10 protein-coding genes and 2 riboswitches are annotated in these 16,142 nt (G+C 51.6%); of the genes, 2 read left to right on the forward strand and 8 right to left on the reverse strand.

The features are described from left to right. Positions 1-936 precede the first annotated feature (936 nt). Positions 937-2,310, forward strand: a complete 1,374-nt coding sequence (locus tag C4H11_RS11190) for an ATP-binding protein (RefSeq protein ID WP_106042074.1) — start codon at positions 937-939, stop codon at positions 2,308-2,310. A 13-nt stretch (positions 2,311-2,323) separates the two neighbouring features. On the opposite strand, the gene C4H11_RS11195 is transcribed toward C4H11_RS11190, so the two are convergent. The 4 genes from C4H11_RS11195 to C4H11_RS11210 all read right to left on the reverse strand — a co-directional run bounded on the left by C4H11_RS11195 (position 2,324) and on the right by C4H11_RS11210 (position 8,606). Beyond that, complete coding sequence (locus tag C4H11_RS11195; RefSeq protein ID WP_106042076.1) at positions 2,324-3,829, reverse strand: PepSY domain-containing protein; 1,506 nt, start codon at positions 3,827-3,829, stop codon at positions 2,324-2,326. A 70-nt stretch (positions 3,830-3,899) separates the two neighbouring features. Continuing rightward, complete coding sequence (locus C4H11_RS11200; protein WP_106042078.1) at positions 3,900-4,853, reverse strand: sirohydrochlorin cobaltochelatase; 954 nt, start codon at positions 4,851-4,853, stop codon at positions 3,900-3,902. A 41-nt stretch (positions 4,854-4,894) separates the two neighbouring features. After that, positions 4,895-6,178 carry a hypothetical protein gene (locus C4H11_RS11205; RefSeq protein WP_106042080.1) on the reverse strand — a complete coding sequence of 428 codons (1,284 nt, stop codon included), beginning with the start codon at positions 6,176-6,178 and terminating at the stop codon, positions 4,895-4,897. Positions 6,179-6,245: 67 nt separating this feature from the next. Then, positions 6,246-8,606, reverse strand: a complete 2,361-nt coding sequence (locus C4H11_RS11210) for a TonB-dependent receptor (protein WP_234819931.1) — start codon at positions 8,604-8,606, stop codon at positions 6,246-6,248. 134 nt (positions 8,607-8,740) lie between these two features. After that, a riboswitch (cobalamin riboswitch) is annotated at positions 8,741-8,947 on the reverse strand. Positions 8,948-8,992: 45 nt separating this feature from the next. After that, a riboswitch (cobalamin riboswitch) is annotated at positions 8,993-9,201 on the forward strand. Between the two features lie 308 nt (positions 9,202-9,509). On the opposite strand from C4H11_RS11210, the gene C4H11_RS11215 reads away from it, so the two are divergent. Continuing rightward, positions 9,510-11,198 (forward strand): putative transporter, encoded by a 1,689-nt coding sequence (locus C4H11_RS11215; RefSeq protein WP_106042084.1) that lies wholly within the window; start codon positions 9,510-9,512, stop codon positions 11,196-11,198. A gap of 28 nt (positions 11,199-11,226) precedes the next feature. Here C4H11_RS11215 and cbiB read toward each other — a convergent pair whose 3' ends face one another. The 4 genes from cbiB to C4H11_RS11235 all read right to left on the reverse strand — a co-directional run bounded on the left by cbiB (position 11,227) and on the right by C4H11_RS11235 (position 16,139). Continuing rightward, entirely contained in the window at positions 11,227-12,189 is a 963-nt protein-coding gene (gene cbiB / locus C4H11_RS11220) for an adenosylcobinamide-phosphate synthase CbiB (protein WP_106042086.1), read from the reverse strand. 94 nt (positions 12,190-12,283) lie between these two features. Beyond that, a complete protein-coding gene (locus C4H11_RS11225; protein ID WP_106042088.1) occupies positions 12,284-13,345 on the reverse strand; it encodes a threonine-phosphate decarboxylase in 1,062 nt (353 codons plus the stop codon). Further along, on the reverse strand, positions 13,338-14,867 hold the full coding sequence (locus tag C4H11_RS11230) for a cobyric acid synthase (protein ID WP_106042090.1): 1,530 nt from the start codon (positions 14,865-14,867) through the stop codon (positions 13,338-13,340). The genes C4H11_RS11225 and C4H11_RS11230 overlap by 8 nt, the downstream gene beginning before the upstream one ends. Positions 14,868-14,957: 90 nt before the next feature. Then, entirely contained in the window at positions 14,958-16,139 is a 1,182-nt protein-coding gene (locus C4H11_RS11235; RefSeq protein WP_106042092.1) for a class I SAM-dependent rRNA methyltransferase, read from the reverse strand. Between the last annotated feature and the right edge of the window lie 3 nt (positions 16,140-16,142).

Genomic DNA, 16,142 nt, shown 5'->3' on the forward strand with positions numbered 1-16,142 from the left:
GCGGCTTGCAGCCGCAGGAGCGGATATACCGGCGAAGCCGGTCGAAAAAGGTTGAGAGTTTCACTCTATACAATGATTAAATAATATATAATGGAATATGTAAGCAATAACTTCATGAATGCGGCATCGGCGCGCCCCTGTAACGCCCCAATAGAGATGCGGGTGACGTCTCTATAGAGCTGTTGCCCCCGTCTCTATAGAGACGCTGCTGTTCTCTCTATAGAGGCGTGACCACCCTCTCTATAGAGACACAACCACCCTCTCTATAGAGAGGTGACCACCTTCTCTATAGAGAGACAGCCACCCCTCCCGCAGGGGCAATGAAACCGGCTTCCGGCATCCTTGTCCGGACGAGAAAATGTGTTATGACCGATAAAGGAGGGTGTGTCAAAACAAAAATGATCATTCCGAAAAGTTACAGATTGTAACTACCAAACTTAAAAGAGCCGTATCGAACTCTGTTTCGAGTAATGATACGGCTCTTTTTCTTGCTTTTTAGGATGCTCAAGTTTCAGATTAAAAGTTCTTCTTTGGTTTAATTTAGTTTTGACACCCCCGCTTAGTGTAATATCTTTTTATTAACTTTTTAAGTCATAGGAGAAAAAATTACCGGTGCTGCACGCTCTCTATCCGCAACTGCCGTTCCGGCACGTGACCTGCGAAGACGGGAGAACGCACCCCGTGGCGACGACCATCCCGCAGGATATTGTCCTCGAAGCGTGCCGCAGGTATCGGTTGGCGGATGCCGCGGCGAGGCTGATGAATGGGGAATAGAGACAACAAGACAGCTCGATACTATTGCAGGAAACCTCGATTATGTGTATATTTGCACGGAAGTTAACCTCGATTATGTGTAAAAAGCGGGGTATCGTTAACCTCGATTATGTGTAAAAGCAGGGTGTCGTTAACCTCGATTATGTGTAAATACCTACTTGTATGAAGAGAAAAATATATCAGAAACTGCTTGACTGGAAGCGAAACAGAAAAGGGAATGCAGCCTTGTTGATAGAAGGAGCCAGACGTATAGGGAAAAGCTATATTGTGGAAGAATTTGCGCGAAACGAGTATGACTCATACATTCTCATCGACTTCAGCAAAGTGAATCCCCAGATAATGGACTTCTTCCATTTGTACATGGACGACTTGGATACTTTGTTCATGAATTTACAAGTCTATTTCAACAAGAAACTCACTCCGCGCCAGTCTTTCGGAGAAGAGGCCCACTCGCTTATCATATTCGACGAGATACAATTCTGCCCCAAAGCACGGGCTGCCATCAAGCACTTGGTCATAGACCGGCGCTTCGATTATATAGAGACCGGGTCACTTGTTTCCATAAAAAAGAATGTGAAGGATATCATGCTTCCATCCGAAGAACATGCTGTAGAAATGTATCCGATGGATTTTGAGGAATTCTTGTGGGCTATGGGTGATGAAACGATGATGCCCTATATCAGGAATCGGTTCGAGAAACTGGAACCTATGGGTGTGTTTCATCGGAAAGCACTGGACTATTTCCGCCAGTATCTGATTGTAGGCGGCATGCCCCAAGCCGTTGCCAACTATGTAGAAGGCAGAAACTTTGCGGATGTGGACGAGGTAAAACGCGACATTCTGGCGCTTTATCGTAAAGACATCCATAAATATGCCGATAATCAGGAAACGAAAGTTGCGGCCATCTACGAGGAGATACCCGGACAATTGCAAAAACACGAAAAGAAATTCAAACTGGCAGCCTTACAGAATGAGGCTCGCATGAGGGACTATTCCGAGGCTTTTTTCTGGTTGAGTGACTCCAAAATCATCAATTGTTGCTACAATGCTACCGAACCCAGCATCGGACTGAAACTGAACGAAGAAAGAACAACCTTGAAATGCTATATGGCTGATACGGGATTACTCATCAGTCATGCTTTTGATGAACGGGATATTGTGAGCGATGAACTCTACAAAAAACTCATGTTCGGAAAATTGGAAGTAAACGAAGGTATGCTCGTAGAAAATATGGTGGCTCAGATGCTGAAAGCATCGGGGCATAAACTGTATTTCTATAGCAAAAGTTCCGCTACTGCCGCTGCTGAAGACAGGATGGAAATAGATTTCCTGATTGCAAAGCCCACAACCACGAGCCGCCACAACATATCGCCGATTGAAGTGAAATCGGGTGGCAGATACACCATCACCTCGCTGAAAAAGTGTATCGCAAAGTTCGGAAAGCACCTGTCCACCCCTTACGTGCTACATGACAAAGATGTAAAGAAAGAGGAAGGTATTGTATACCTCCCTCTTTACATGACGCCGTTGCTGTGAAGCATAAGAAACTTCAACGCCTGAGCGCACGGCATTTTCTTCGTACATAATTCACGCTCAGTGCTATGCCTGTGACGGAAACGGCGGTGCCTCCGAGCAGCAATATCCAGAGTACGGTTTTGCGCAAGGCGGCATTGGAGTTCAGTCCCGGCAGACGCATGCGGTGCAGGGCGGTGTAACACCAGTATCGCCAGCGCGAGGAGGTGTCGACGTAGCGGATATTGCCCGTTTCGGGGTGGATGTAGTAGACACTGCGGTCGGGGTCGTCTACGCTCACTTTCCATACGGGCAGTTGGGGACGCCCGCGATACATGCCGCCCATGTCGCGATAGTAGGTCTCGAACCGATTGAGCTGCGTGACGCTCATTTGCGGAGGGCGATGCCCGAATGCGCTGTCGGCGGCGTATATGCTCTCCACGCCATTCCGGATTTCTTTTTCCGTCAGCAGCAGCGGATGCGGCAGCGTGTCGGTTGCGTCGATGTATTGTTCGGTGGCTTCGTCTCTTATGATATAATAAGGATGGTGGCGGAAATTGCTCCACTCTATCTGCTTGGTTTCGGGATAGGTGGCGATGAGCGTGCGGTAATCGAGCGGACAGGCCTCGGGCTTAGGAGCAGGGGCACGAAGCGCCTGCACGGGATTGCCTTTCAGGACGGGCTTATGAATCCATTGGGGAATGTCGGCCACGGACATCATGCCGCTAAAGGTAAAGGTGAGGACGAAGACGCCGAAAAAGATGCCGCTGACGTAATGCCAGTGATACCATCTTTTGCGGTAGGGAGCAAAGCCCCGGCGACGGTTGCGGCGCGTCTTGCGCCATACGTCTGCCGTGACCCAGATGCCGGCAACGAGCATCAGGCATCCCAACCCCGACAACCAGATAATCGTCTTGCTCCATAGCTCGGCATCCTGCCTGAGCCAGGTGAAATATACCCAATGGGGGATGGCGCCCAGCCATGCCCAGAAACGTTGGCTTTTGCCGGACAGTTGCAGCACTTCACCGCTCCGGGAACTCAGGTATAGCTGCGTGCGGTCGTCGTCGGCGAAGTGTATCTTATAGATGGGCATCTCCTTTTTCAGTTCGCCGAAGGGTATCCATTGATCCAATGACCGCAGGGTGTCGATGCGGGCAATGGGGGCACCGCACCACAAGGAGGCCGTGCGGAGGATGTGCCTGCGGTCTGCTGCCGGCAATGAGTCGGAGGGGTCCGGCAGCAGGCGGTGTACTCCTTTATCGGTGCGGATGTGGAAAACGGTTTGGCCCGAAGTGCGTTCGAGCGTGAGCTTCTTTACTTTTTCTCCGCGAGGGAGGCGCGCCATGACGGAGGCAATGTCCGGCAGCGAATCGGCGGCCGCCGAAAGCTGCTCCAGTCTGAGCAGTTTTTCTTTGGCACCGACACGGGGAAAACGGTGGTACATCATCACAAAGGCGGAGACGAACCACATGAGAAACAGGATGCAGAGCAGAGTGCCCAGCAGCCTGTGAATGGTGTACATCAGTCGGGTAATGGTATTCATTGTCGTCGTATTTTGGTGTAAAAACATAAGATGATTGTCCGTGATATGGAGTGCCTGATGACGGAGGAGATTATTCCGGCTCCTTTCCGGCGGCGTAGGCCGCTTTCTTTTCCATGATGTCGGGTATGCGGTGCTTCAGCCCGAAACGGATGTGTCCGATGAACATCTCTTGTATCTCGGGTATCTGTCCTAAGCTTTCGGGATGTACACTGACGGTGAAGCCTTCTTTTTCGAGCATCTCTTTCCACCGGCCGGCAATGTCGTTTTTGGCATGGTCGCCGGCAACGAGCATGAAGGGGACAAGCGTCACGCGAGTGGCCTTTGCCGCCTTGAGTTGCGCCAGCATGGTGCTGAAAGTGGGGTATCCTTCGATGGTGGCCACATGGAAGTTGGTCAGTCCGCCGGCCTTCAGCATATAGTCTATCTGGCTGTAGATGGCGGTAGCGGGCGTATGGGTGCCGTGGCCCACGAGCACGAAGTGCCGTTTGGCGGTTTCCTTGCCGGAAACCGTCGCCTTGAGACGGCGGGCCAATATATCCGCCACCTTTCCGGCATCTTCTACGGAATAGAGCAGGGGAGTGCCCACCCGTATCTCCTTGAAGAAAGGGCGCACAGCCTCCACATCGCGGCGCAGAGATTCCATCTCCATGCCATCGATGACGTTGGTGCTTTGTATGATGATGTGCGTATAGCCTTCGCCACGCAGCGTCAGGAGTGCGTCCAGAGGTGTTTGCTTCTCGATGCCGCGTTCTTTCAGGCGGCGGATGATGATGCGCGATGTATATGCCTCGCGGAACGCCTGCCCGGGAAAAGCCGCTTGCGCTTGGGCGTTGATGGCATCGATGGTCAGTGCGCGTGTGTCGTGGTGCGTGGTACCGAAATGAACCATGAGCAGGGCGGCCTTTTCGCCGGGTTTCAGGCTTGCCGACAAGTCGCTGTGTTCGTAATGCCCTCCCTCTTGCGCCTGGCAGAGGAGGGAGAGTACACAGAGAAAGAGAAATAGAGTGACTGCACTATTTTTCATAGGATTGAGCTGTCTGTTGTTATCCGGATGGTCGGGGGGTATCAGTCGTTCTCGATGACACGTATCATGTCGAAGAAGAAGCGTCCGTCCACTTCCGCACCCTTTTCTATCGCACCGGTCTTGATGTCGTAGATATAGATGATGGAGTTGGGGGCATCTTCGGTGTGCACGCCTATATAGGCTTTGTTGTTGAAGATGACGGAACGCTGCGAGAAGCGGCCGCCGCTGTAGGCTATCTCTTTGCCGTTGTACTTCAGGCGTTCGCTCTGTCCGGTGGAGAGGTTCACAATGGCGTAGTAGTGGCTGTAAGAGTCTATTTTGGTGCCTTTGGCATCGTTGCGGGCATATATCAGTGCCTTGTTTCCTCCCAGGTATTGGACGGTGAGCAGTTTGCCTTCCGTGTTTTTATAGCCGCTGTATGCGGGGTCGATATCGCTTTCGCCTTTCTTGATGCGCAGCAAACAGCCTTCTTCTACTTTGCTACGGTTGAACGCCGCCAGATAGAGGTTGCCGTTTTCATCATACATCACGCTGTTCTGCATCAGCTCTCCGTAGGCGCTTCCCGCCATTTCGTCCGCTTTGGCGTTTGCCTTGTCGCTTTCTACAGCCATCGTTTCGGGATTGAGAACGGCGGTATGGAATTTTGTGGTGGCTTTACTGTTGGGGCCTGTGCCTCCGCTCTTACCGAAGTAGAAGTAGTAGAGCTTGCCGGCCTTTTCGTTGTAGGTGAGAATGCCCGATGTGGTGAACTTCTTGGTTTCTTGACCCTCCAGAGTGGATGCGGGCAGAGGGAGTTGCAGCGTGCCTTCGCCTGATATGCTCATGTCATCGGCGTTCAGTTTGGTCCAGATGATTTTGTCGGCTTTTCCGTTGGCGGACATGATGACGAGTGTGCGGTCGTTCAACCATGCGTGCGTGTACGAGCGTATTTTGTAGGTATTGGTCTTGAACGGGCGCTCTTGGATGGTTCTGACGGAGTTGTTCTTGATTTGATACTTCACGAACCCTTTGTCGCTGACTTGATAATAGTATTTACCTTTGGAGATGGACTCCATGGAGAAGTTGTTCAGTTCGGATCCCTCTCTTTTGATGGTGATGACGCCCTTGTCGGCCGTCAGAGAGGCGGTACTGTTGACAATAGTCCTTTTCCCGCTGCTCATGCCGCCATGTTCGTCCACCGTGACAAAGAGGTCGAAGTGATATTTCCCCTCATCGACTGCCGGTACGTCGGGAGTGGGCTCAGAGTTATCGTCAGAGCAAGCTGTGAACGAAAATGCCGTCATGGCTGCCATGAAGGCAAGAAGCGTAAATTTAATCTTTTTCATACTGTTTTACTTTTTATGGTTTTATGGATTGAAACGATTGGTTGATTCGGGATATGAGGCATCCCCATCATTCGATGAAGAGCCTGAACTTGGCCATAAAGGCCCGTCCGGGCTTTTGCAGTTTATAGTTGTCATAGACTGTCCGGTTCAGGAAATTGCTGCACTCCAGGGCGATGTTGTAGCGCCCGTGATTCCAGGAGCAGGTGATGTCGGCGTTACAGATGTGCTGGGTGGGGATACGGGCTTTGTTTTCATAGCTTCCGTAGGCTTCCCATGTAAGGAAATACCAGTGCACCCACTGATAGGAGCAGTTCAGGCGCAATTTGCCGCCGGGCAACACCGGATTGCCGAAAGTATAAGAGGCTTCGGCACCGCCGAACAGCCACGGGCGGTTGGGCACACGGTTGTTGTAGGTGGCCGAGGGCTTTCCGTCGCTTTTAAGCTTCTGTTGGTCGCGTGCGTCCTGATAGCTGATATTGGCGGCAAGCCTGAGCTTGGACTGCCAGTCATAACGCACTTCTCCTTCCAGGCCTTTGATATGTACTGCTGGCACGTTGGTGTATTGCATGGTTCCCTCTTTTTCGGCTACGGTGGTTTGGATATAATTGTCCACGTTTCGCAGAAAGGCGGCGGCTTCGTAATAAACCGTATGTCCGGCATAGGGGTGCCATGTGCCGAACAGTGAGACGTTGAGGTTGTCGCTGCTTTCCGGTTTCAGGGCCACGTTGGCATAGATGGTGGTACCGTTGCCGAGCAGTTCGCGGGCCACCGGCAACCTTACGCTGTGCTCGTAGGATGCTTTGACGGACAAAGGTTCGGCCACGGTATATCTTGCTCCGGCGCCGTAACCTGCATAGTTGCGGGTGGTGGAGCCTTGCACATTTCGGGAACCTGTGACACCGGGCCGGTCGGTCTGTCGGATGTTCGGGTGGTTGATGTAATCTTTTAGAAAGAACACGTTGTTCATCTTCCCATCAAGCAGCAATTGGTTGTAGGAAAGGGCTATGATGTGTTTGGTCACGGCGTCGTTCGAAGGCGTGAACTCTTCGTCGATCTCATCGTACCGGTCGTTTCCGATGCGGCTCAAGTGATAGTTCAGGTTGAGGTTATGGCGGTCGTTCAGCCGATAGTCGAGGTTGGTGCGCATGATGGTCAGCGGCCTTTTGTAGTGGCGCATGGAAGGTTGTCTGCCCATAATCTCGTTGCGCTGGCTCACAATGTAGCCGCCATCCCAGTAATACTTGCGGTAGGCAGTGTCGATGGTCAGGGAATGATCCCGGGTATGAGAGAAGGAGGCGCTCAACTGCATGTCTTTCAGAATGAAATGCCGTTTGCGATAGCGTGCCGCCACGTTCCATGCGTCCGACTTCCTTTCGGCCATTCCATACACCTTACTCTGTACGGAGCCTGTCTGCAATTCCTTGTCTGTCCGGGAATAAGAAGCTGAGACGAAGAGCTCGTCCGCCCATTTTTTTCCGGTTACTCCGGCCTCTATCTGCCCCCACAGCGAGAAGTAGGCATCGTGGAAGCGTTTGGGATTGCCGATGATGAAGTTATCTCCGCTTTCGTCGCGCATCTCTACGTCTTTCATCCGATAGTCGTTCTTCGAATAGTTCACACCTGCGGTAGGCCTGATGATAAGCCCTGTCTTGGGTTCTGCGATTTGCGCGTTGAGGTCGGCGCGGTGGGTGTGGAAAGAGCCGACGCTGTAAGAAGCATCCAGAAAATGTTTCTTTTCCTGCCTCGTAATGATATGAATGGCGCCTCCCAGTGCATCGGCTCCCAGAAATGCCGGAACCACGCCTTTGTATATTTCAATCCTGTCTATGATATTGACCGGCAGATTTGCCAATGAAACGCCGCTTCCTTTGGCATCCAGCGGCATTCCGTCCAGAAAATAGCGGATGGAGTTGCCGGACATCCCGTTGATGGAGAGATCGAAGTCAGAGCCGACCCCGCCTTCCTCTCTGACCTTGATGCCGGTTGTGCGGTTCACCAGATTATTAAGGTTATTCAACGAATTTACCATCGGCTTTACGTCGAGGGCACTGACGGTGAAAGCGCCTTCCTTGATTTTCTGCGTCCGGGTTTTGCCATAGACTTCTACGGCATTCAGCGCCACGGCATTTTCCTGCAATGTGAAATTAAGCTTTTTGTCCTGCCGGATGTCAAGAGACTGCTTCACGGCGTGATAGCCCAAAAAGGAGGCCACGAAGGTGTGTCTGCCCGCAGCCACTTGCAGCGAATATCTGCCGGAGTCATCGGAATACGTCCCATACGTTGTGCCCTCTACGGCAATGGCAGCCTGAGCGATGGGACTTCCGTTCCGGTCGGTGACTTTCCCGGATAGAGTGACTTTATTCTGCGCCGTAATACAGGCAGGCAGCAGCATGATGAATATCAATGACAGATAGGCGGTTATTCTCATTCCGATTCCTTTAGGCATTATAAACTTACTTTCAAAGGAGGCGAAAAAGAACAAAGAGAAAGATTCTCTCATTATAAAATGAAACAGGAAAACCTCGACTCGATGTTTTGTTGCTTTATTCTTCCCGAAAGCGCTAAAACCGTATCGTCTTGGCAGGTCTTCTGACTTATCCCTCTTTGAATGCCTTCCCGTCCTTATCGGCGGACAGTGGCTTGCAGAATACTCAAAGATGTTGAAAGGACTTACAGCAGCGGGTCTGTTCAGGATTTGCACCTGATTCCCTTTTCATCGCGTTTCTCTCCATGGAATGGAGGATGCGAACCAAAACCGGCGGCAAAGATAAGAAAAAAATAAACGTCTTTTTTTTGTATTGCTTACTATTTCCATTATCTTTGCGTTTGAATCGGTTCCGGATGAACGTTTCCGTCATTCGGATTAAAAGGGAATCGGGTGTGAATCCCGGACAGTCCCGCTGCTGTGAAGCTCTGTTGATGTCTTGAAAAGAACCTTTGCCACTGATACTTGCACCGCATGTATCGGGAAGGCTTCAAGATTAGGAGTCAGTCAGAAGACCTGCCATTCATTAAATGCTGCCTTTACTCGTGGGATTAGGAAGACAGTGCAAGGAACAATTGTCAACATTCGGATTTTGAAAGGTATGCCTGCAACCGGGGCATGTCTGCATTTTAGTGCACCGTAGAGTGCGATATACTCAAATGAAATCGAACCCGATATTGAATCAGTCTATGGCTGATGGCAGGGAAAACACGGCAATAGGCCTATATTAATAGCTGTTTCAATGTGTAAAGTGTGTATCCCCGGAGAAGTGATTTCTGTGGGGATACTTTACATTCTTTCTCAAAGCCCGATTATCGATTGTTTTAATATAATAATTTAGAAACTATGGATTTATTAAGAAACCTTTTTGAGGGTTATCCCGATCTTTGGGGAGGTGGAGTGGCTCACTCCGTTCTTATTCTGGCACTCGTCATCGCTTTCGGCATTATGTTGGGAAAGGTGAAGGTGGCGGGCATTTCGTTGGGTGTCACTTGGATATTGTTTGTGGGTATCGTTTTCGGGCACTTCAACTTGAATCTGGACGAACATCTGCTGCACTTCCTGAAGGAGTTCGGACTGATTCTCTTTGTATATTCCATCGGCCTGCAAGTAGGCCCCGGTTTTTTCTCTGCTTTCAAAAAAGGCGGGCTTACGCTGAATATGCTGGCCATGCTGGCTGTTTTCGTCAGCGTACTGATTGCCGTCCTGCTTCATATACTTACAGATATACCCATTACCACAATGGTAGGTATCTTGTCCGGGGCAGTGACGAACACTCCGGGGCTGGGTGCCGCCCAGCAAGCCAACAGTGACTTGAGCGGAGCAGACGCGCCTGAAATAGCTTTGGGCTATGCCGTGGCCTATCCGTTGGGCGTCATCGGCTGCATTCTGTCACTGCTGGCACTGAAGTTTCTGTTCCGTGTAGATGCGGGCAGGGAAGAGAAGGAAGCCGAATGCGGATTGGGGCAGCAGCAGGAGCTGACGGTCAGCCCCGTCTCTGTGGAGATACGCAATGAAGCCATAGAAGGCAAGAAGATAAAAGAGGCGAAGCCGTTGCTGAACCGCGCGTTTGTCATCTCGCGCATACGCCATTGCGGAGGCGACGGAGAAGCGGAGCTGGCAAGTGCCGACACGGTGCTGCATGTAGGAGACGAGATTCTCTTCATTGCCGACCCCAAGGACGTGGAGGCTATCATCGCCTTTCTGGGCAGAAGAATCACGGTGGAGTGGGAGAAGGTGGACAAGAAGCTGATATCCCGCCGTTTTCTTATCACCAAACCCGAGCTGAACGGTAAGTCGCTGGCGCAACTGAAGATACGCAAGAATTTCGGAGCGAGCATCACGCGCGTGAACCGTTCGGGCGTCGATTTGGTGGCGGCCCCGCACCTGCAATTGCAGATGGGTGACCGGGTGACGGTTGTGGGCAGCGAACTTGCGATGGGGCATGCCGAGAAGGTGCTGGGCAACTCGTTGAAGCGGCTGAACCATCCCAATCTCATTCCCATCTTTCTGGGCATTGCCTTGGGCTGTATATTGGGAAGCATTTCTTTCATGTTTCCCGGCATTCCGCAACCCGTGAAGCTGGGACTGGCGGGAGGACCGCTCATCGTCTCCATTCTTATCAGCCGTTTCGGGCCGCGCTACAAGCTGATAACTTATACCACGATGAGCGCCAATCTGATGATACGCGAAATCGGGATTTCTCTCTTTCTGGCTTGTGTGGGACTCGGGGCAGGAAAAGGTTTTGTAGATACCATCATTCATGAAGGCGGTTATGTGTGGATTGCTTATGGCGCCATCATCACGGTGTTGCCTTTGCTCATTGCCGGCGTGGTGGGACGTTATTTATGGAAGCTGAATTATTTCACGCTCATCGGTGTGCTTTCCGGTGCGAACACCAATCCGCCGGCATTGGCCTATTCTTCGGAACTGACCTCTTGCGACGCTCCTGCCGTAGGCTATGCCACGGTTTATCCGTTGACCATGTTTCTGCGGGTGCTCACGGCTCAGATGCTGATACTGGTGTTGGGGTGAGGATATAAATTTTATCCGGCTCTTGACTTCACAAGTATAGCAGTGTGGCGGACAGGATGACAAGCAGAATCATCAAAGACTCGGCACGACGATTGATGCGTACGGCCAATTGCATATCTTCTGTTGTCAGCGTCCGGGGATTGGTTCCGATGTAAGGTTTCCACACCTCTTCGCCGAAATAGTCGTGAGGACCTCCGAAGCGGCAGTCCAGAATACCGGCGAGGGCGGCTTCCGGATAGCCGGAGTTGGGACTGGCATGCTGCTTGCCATATCGGGCGACGAAGAGGAGCAAAGAAGGTCGTCCGGCGACAAGCACCATCAGAAAGGCGGTCAGACGGGCGGGAATGTAGTTGGCTACATCGTCCATACGGGCGGCAAAACAGCCGAAGCGGTGGTAACGTTCATTCTGATAGCCTATCATGGAGTCCAATGTATTCACCATTTTATAAGCGAGCATGCCGGGAACGCCCAGCAACAGATACCAGAACAGAGGAGCCATTACCCCGTCGCTGAGGTTTTCGGCAAGTGTTTCGAGGGCGGCTGTGCGCACTTCTTGCGCCGAGAGCCGGGAAGTGTCGCGCCCCACAATGCGTGCCACTTGTTTCCTTCCTTCCTCCGAAGAGCTGTCTATTGCTTTGAACACCATGCGAACCTCACGAATCAGGGTAGTGCCGGCCAAAGAATAGAATATCAGGAGAATCTGCAAACTCAGGAGCAAACCCGAAGAAAAAAAGGCCGCTTGTCGCAGCAGGAAGAATGTGGTCAGATAGACACCGGCCACGAGAAAGACGCTGACGAGGGCCCCTTTCAAGCGGCGATGTGAACCTTGGTTCAGGCGATGTTCGAAGAAGGATATGGCTTTGCCGAAGCCCACTACGGGATGTGGAAGCCGGAGTGGGTCGCCAAACAAGCGGTCGAGCAACCACGCCGTGAGTAATGGCAAATTCTGGTTGAAGGCAATGGCTAAAAATATAAGTGATTCTTCCATCATAGTGCGGGATAATGTTTCTATAGTTTGCGAATCTGTTGCTGTTTGTTTTTTTTAATCAGAATATATTTGGACAGGGGTGAGGTGGCTTCGGCCGTCACGTCTTCTCAAACCAAAGTCTTATGGCCTTTACCAGCAGGTCGTTCTCCTCACGTGTTTGCGTGGCTATGCGGAAGAAGCATTCGTCCAATCCCTCAAAGTTGGAAGCGTCGCGAATCAAAATGCCGTGCTCTCCGGCAAGATAATCTTTTAAAGCGCAAGCTTTACCGGAACGGAGACGTATCAGCATGAAATGGGTTTCCGTGGGCCACACTTCCAGCCCGCCGACGTCTTCGAGAGCGGCGTGCAGGCGGGCGGTTTCCTGCAAGTAGGATGTGATATCCGGAAAGTTATCTATATCGTGTTCCGACAAATACAGTCCCGCTTCGATGGCAATCCTGTTTACCGACCAAGGCATGCGGTGGGTGCGCAGACGGTGCAGCAGATTGGAGGCTCCGGTGACATAGCCCAGACGCAAGCCGGGCACGGCGTAGCGTTTGGTCATGGAATGCAGTAGCAACACATTGGGCCAGACCATCGCCTCTGCCGGGGAGAAGAGAGACTTCAGGGTGAAGTGCTCGTAGGACTGATCGATGATGAAACATACTTGGGGATTCTGCTCGACGAGTTTCACCAAACGCTCTTTTTCAACCACACTTCCTGTGGGATTATTGGGATTGCAGAGCCATAACATACGTACTTTTTCAGGCAAGCGATATCTTTCTTTTCCGGCCGGGAGTTGATAGAGCGATACCACCCGGTGGACGTGCATGCGGCAGGCATCGGCATATTCACTGAAAGTGGGCTGCAAGACGGCGGTATGTGTCCCTCTGAAGGTTTGGGCAATGAGATAGATGGCTTCAGTGGCGCCGTTTGTGACGCATACGCTATCGGCAGGAAGGTTGTGACGGGCGGCAAGACGTGCTTCGAGGGTATAAGGTTCCGGTTCGGGATAGGAAGAAAGGCAATCGGCAGGTAGCCGCGCATCGATGCCACGGATGCAATCGCACAAATGGGCTTTCAAAGCCGACAAGTCTGCTTTGCCATATATGTTCGAACTGAAATTGACCGTTATCGGGCGGCTGTATTTGTATGAATCGTCTCCGTGTCCTTCAATCATGGTTTTCTGTCAGTATTTTATAGACAAGTGGCATATTGACGTGGCGGCGCACGTGGTCGGCCAGCTTGTCGTATTGTTCTTCTTTGAACTTCGGGTAATCGAATGTCCGGGCGGTGGCGGAGAGTTTACCGGCAAAGCGGTGGAGCAGAAAGTCGATAAATTCCGGGTTGTCGAGGATGCCGTGGACGTATGTACCCATGCAGGTGTCATCGTCAAAATATCCATCGGAAGTGCCGTCTTCCAGCAGGTTCAGAGGAGAGGCCCAGGCCCCTTCGACAGGGAGGGTTTCTCCCATGTGAATCTCATATCCCGACAGAGGGAAAACGTCCTCCGTATGCCGGTTGCCACTATCCCGCCTTTGCTTTCCATTTACTTTGAACCGTATTTGTCTCGTCACTTTCTCTCCCGTCATGCGGGTACTTACAGGCAGCAGTCCCAAACCCGGCAGGCGTTCTATTTCACCTTCCACATGCTCAGGGTCGAGCACCTCTTGGCCCATCATCTGATAACCGCCGCATATTCCCATCACAGAGGCTCCTTCGCGATGGGCGCGGATGATGGCGGCAGCCACACCGTTGCGGCGCAACTCATAGAGGTCGTCGAGCGTGCTCTTGCTGCCCGGCAGAAGAATGATATCGGCCTTGGCCAATTCATCCACATTATTGGTATAGAACAAGTGGACACGTGGGTCGCGTTCGAGCACATTGAAGTCGGTAAAGTTGCTGAGGTGCCGGAGCAGGATTACGGCCACGTTCACTTTCCCTTGTTCGGCGCGTACCGACTTGGAAGCCAACGCCACACTGTCTTCTTCTTCAATATAGATATCTTTGTAGTAGGGAACCACGCCTATGACGGGAATACCGCAAAGCTCTTCCAACATCTTTATGCCCGACTCGAACAAACGAATGTCTCCGCGGAATTTATTAATCAGAATGCCTTTGACACATCGGCGTTCGTGCGGACGGAGCAGCATCAGTGAGCCATAGACAGCGGCAAAGACGCCGCCTCGGTCGATATCGCCCACAAGAATCACATCGGCCCCGGCATGTAGGGCCATGGGAAGGTTCACAAGATCCGTGTCCCGAAGATTGATTTCGGAGATACTGCCCGCACCTTCCAGCACCACGGGATTGTGGCGGGTGGCAAGACGGTCGTAGGCGGCACATACTTCAGCACGAAGTTCTTCGCGCCCTTCTTTGCGGAAATAGTCGTAAGCATTGCGATTACCTATGGGACGGCCGTTGAGTACCACTTGCGATGTATGGTCCGACTGCGGTTTCAGCAACAATGGATTCATGTCCGTGTGACAAGGTATGCCGGCGGCTTCGGCTTGTACGGCTTGTGCCCTTCCTATTTCCAATCCCTCGGGCGTTGCATAGGAATTCAGAGCCATGTTCTGTGCCTTGAACGGTGCCGGTCGATAGCCGTCTTGCTTAAAGATGCGGCAAAAGGCGGCAGCTATGATACTTTTTCCCACATCACTACCGGTTCCGGCAAACATGATCGGATGAAGTTTCTCCATTTTTCTCTGTTTAAGGAAAGCAAAATTAGATATAAATCGCAATTTATATCTAATTTTGAGTGCTAAAAGAAAGTTTTGTAATAAAATTCTTTATTCTACATAAAGCGCCAACCCTTTCAGGTATTCTCCTTCGGGATGATAAATGCTTATCGGGTGATCGGCGGGCTGTGTCAATTGATGGAGGATGCGCACACTGCGTCCCGACATGGCGGCGGCAGTAAACACGGCCGTGCGGAAGTTTTCCTTGCTGACGGCTTGCGAACAAGAAAACGTGAAAAGAATGCCGCCCGGCTTGATTTTCTCGAAGGCCTTGACGTTCAGTTTGCGGTAGCCTTGCAAGGCGTTGCGCAGGGCGTCGCGGTGTTTGGCAAAGGCCGGCGGGTCGAGGATGATGAGGTCATATTGGTCGCCCATGCGGTCCAGATACTTGAATGCATCTTCGGCATAGGCGGCATGGCGGTTATCGCCCGGGAAGTTTAGTTCAATGTTCCTGTTTGTCAAATCAATGGCTTTGGCCGAACTATCCACTGAATGCACTAACTGGGCATTACCCCGCATGGCATAGACGGAGAATCCGCCGGTGTAGCAGAACATGTTCAATACACTGCGTCCCGGAGCATAGCGTTCCAGCAGAGCACGATTCTCGCGCTGGTCGATGAAGAAACCGGTCTTCTGTCCTTTCAGCCAGTCTATATGAAACTTCAATCCATACTCCATGGCAATGTTATCGGTACTTCCGCCCTTCAGGAAACCGTTTTCGGGGTAAAGGTCGGCTTTGAAAGGGAGGGTCGTTTCCGATTTATAATAGACGTTGTCTATTTTATCGGCCATCACTTGAGCCAATGCGTCGGCAATGACCATACGGTCGAGGTGCATTCCGGCAGAATGTGCTTGCATGACCGCTGTACGGGCATATATATCGATGACAAGACCCGGAAGGTTGTCGCCTTCTCCGTGCACAAGGCGGTAGGTGTTGTTTGTGGCGCTTTCGGCGACACCGATGCTGCGTCGCATGTCATAGGCTATGCCGAGTTTGCGTTTCCAGAAGTCGATATCGATTGCTTCGTTCTGCTGAAATGTGAGAACGCGCACAGCGATGCTGCCGATTTGGAAATGTCCTTTGGCAATGAATTCCTTTCGAGAGGTGTAAATCTCCACTGTTTCTCCTTCTTCCGGCTCTCCGTCGAGATGTGCGATGGCACCGGAAAATACCCAAGGATGAAAACGCTTCAATGATTCTTCTTTACCGGGTTTGAGATATACTTTATACATAAA

Source organism: Bacteroides zoogleoformans, from assembly GCF_002998435.1.
Taxonomy (GTDB): domain Bacteria; phylum Bacteroidota; class Bacteroidia; order Bacteroidales; family Bacteroidaceae; genus Bacteroides; species Bacteroides zoogleoformans.

Excerpts from the sequence above, each read along its gene's own strand:
- C4H11_RS11195 (WP_106042076.1), bottom strand. The coding sequence starts at position 3,829 with ATGAATACCATTACCCGACTGATGTACACCATTCACAGGCTGCTGGGC.
- C4H11_RS11190 (WP_106042074.1), top strand. The coding sequence starts at position 937 with ATGAAGAGAAAAATATATCAGAAACTGCTTGACTGGAAGCGAAACAGA.
- C4H11_RS11210 (WP_234819931.1), bottom strand. The coding sequence starts at position 8,606 with ATGAGAATAACCGCCTATCTGTCATTGATATTCATCATGCTGCTGCCT.
- C4H11_RS11205 (WP_106042080.1), bottom strand. The coding sequence starts at position 6,178 with ATGAAAAAGATTAAATTTACGCTTCTTGCCTTCATGGCAGCCATGACG.
- C4H11_RS11225 (WP_106042088.1), bottom strand. The coding sequence starts at position 13,345 with ATGATTGAAGGACACGGAGACGATTCATACAAATACAGCCGCCCGATA.
- C4H11_RS11230 (WP_106042090.1), bottom strand. The coding sequence starts at position 14,867 with ATGGAGAAACTTCATCCGATCATGTTTGCCGGAACCGGTAGTGATGTG.
- C4H11_RS11235 (WP_106042092.1), bottom strand. The coding sequence starts at position 16,139 with ATGTATAAAGTATATCTCAAACCCGGTAAAGAAGAATCATTGAAGCGT.
- cbiB (WP_106042086.1), bottom strand. The coding sequence starts at position 12,189 with ATGATGGAAGAATCACTTATATTTTTAGCCATTGCCTTCAACCAGAAT.
- C4H11_RS11215 (WP_106042084.1), top strand. The coding sequence starts at position 9,510 with ATGGATTTATTAAGAAACCTTTTTGAGGGTTATCCCGATCTTTGGGGA.
- C4H11_RS11200 (WP_106042078.1), bottom strand. The coding sequence starts at position 4,853 with ATGAAAAATAGTGCAGTCACTCTATTTCTCTTTCTCTGTGTACTCTCC.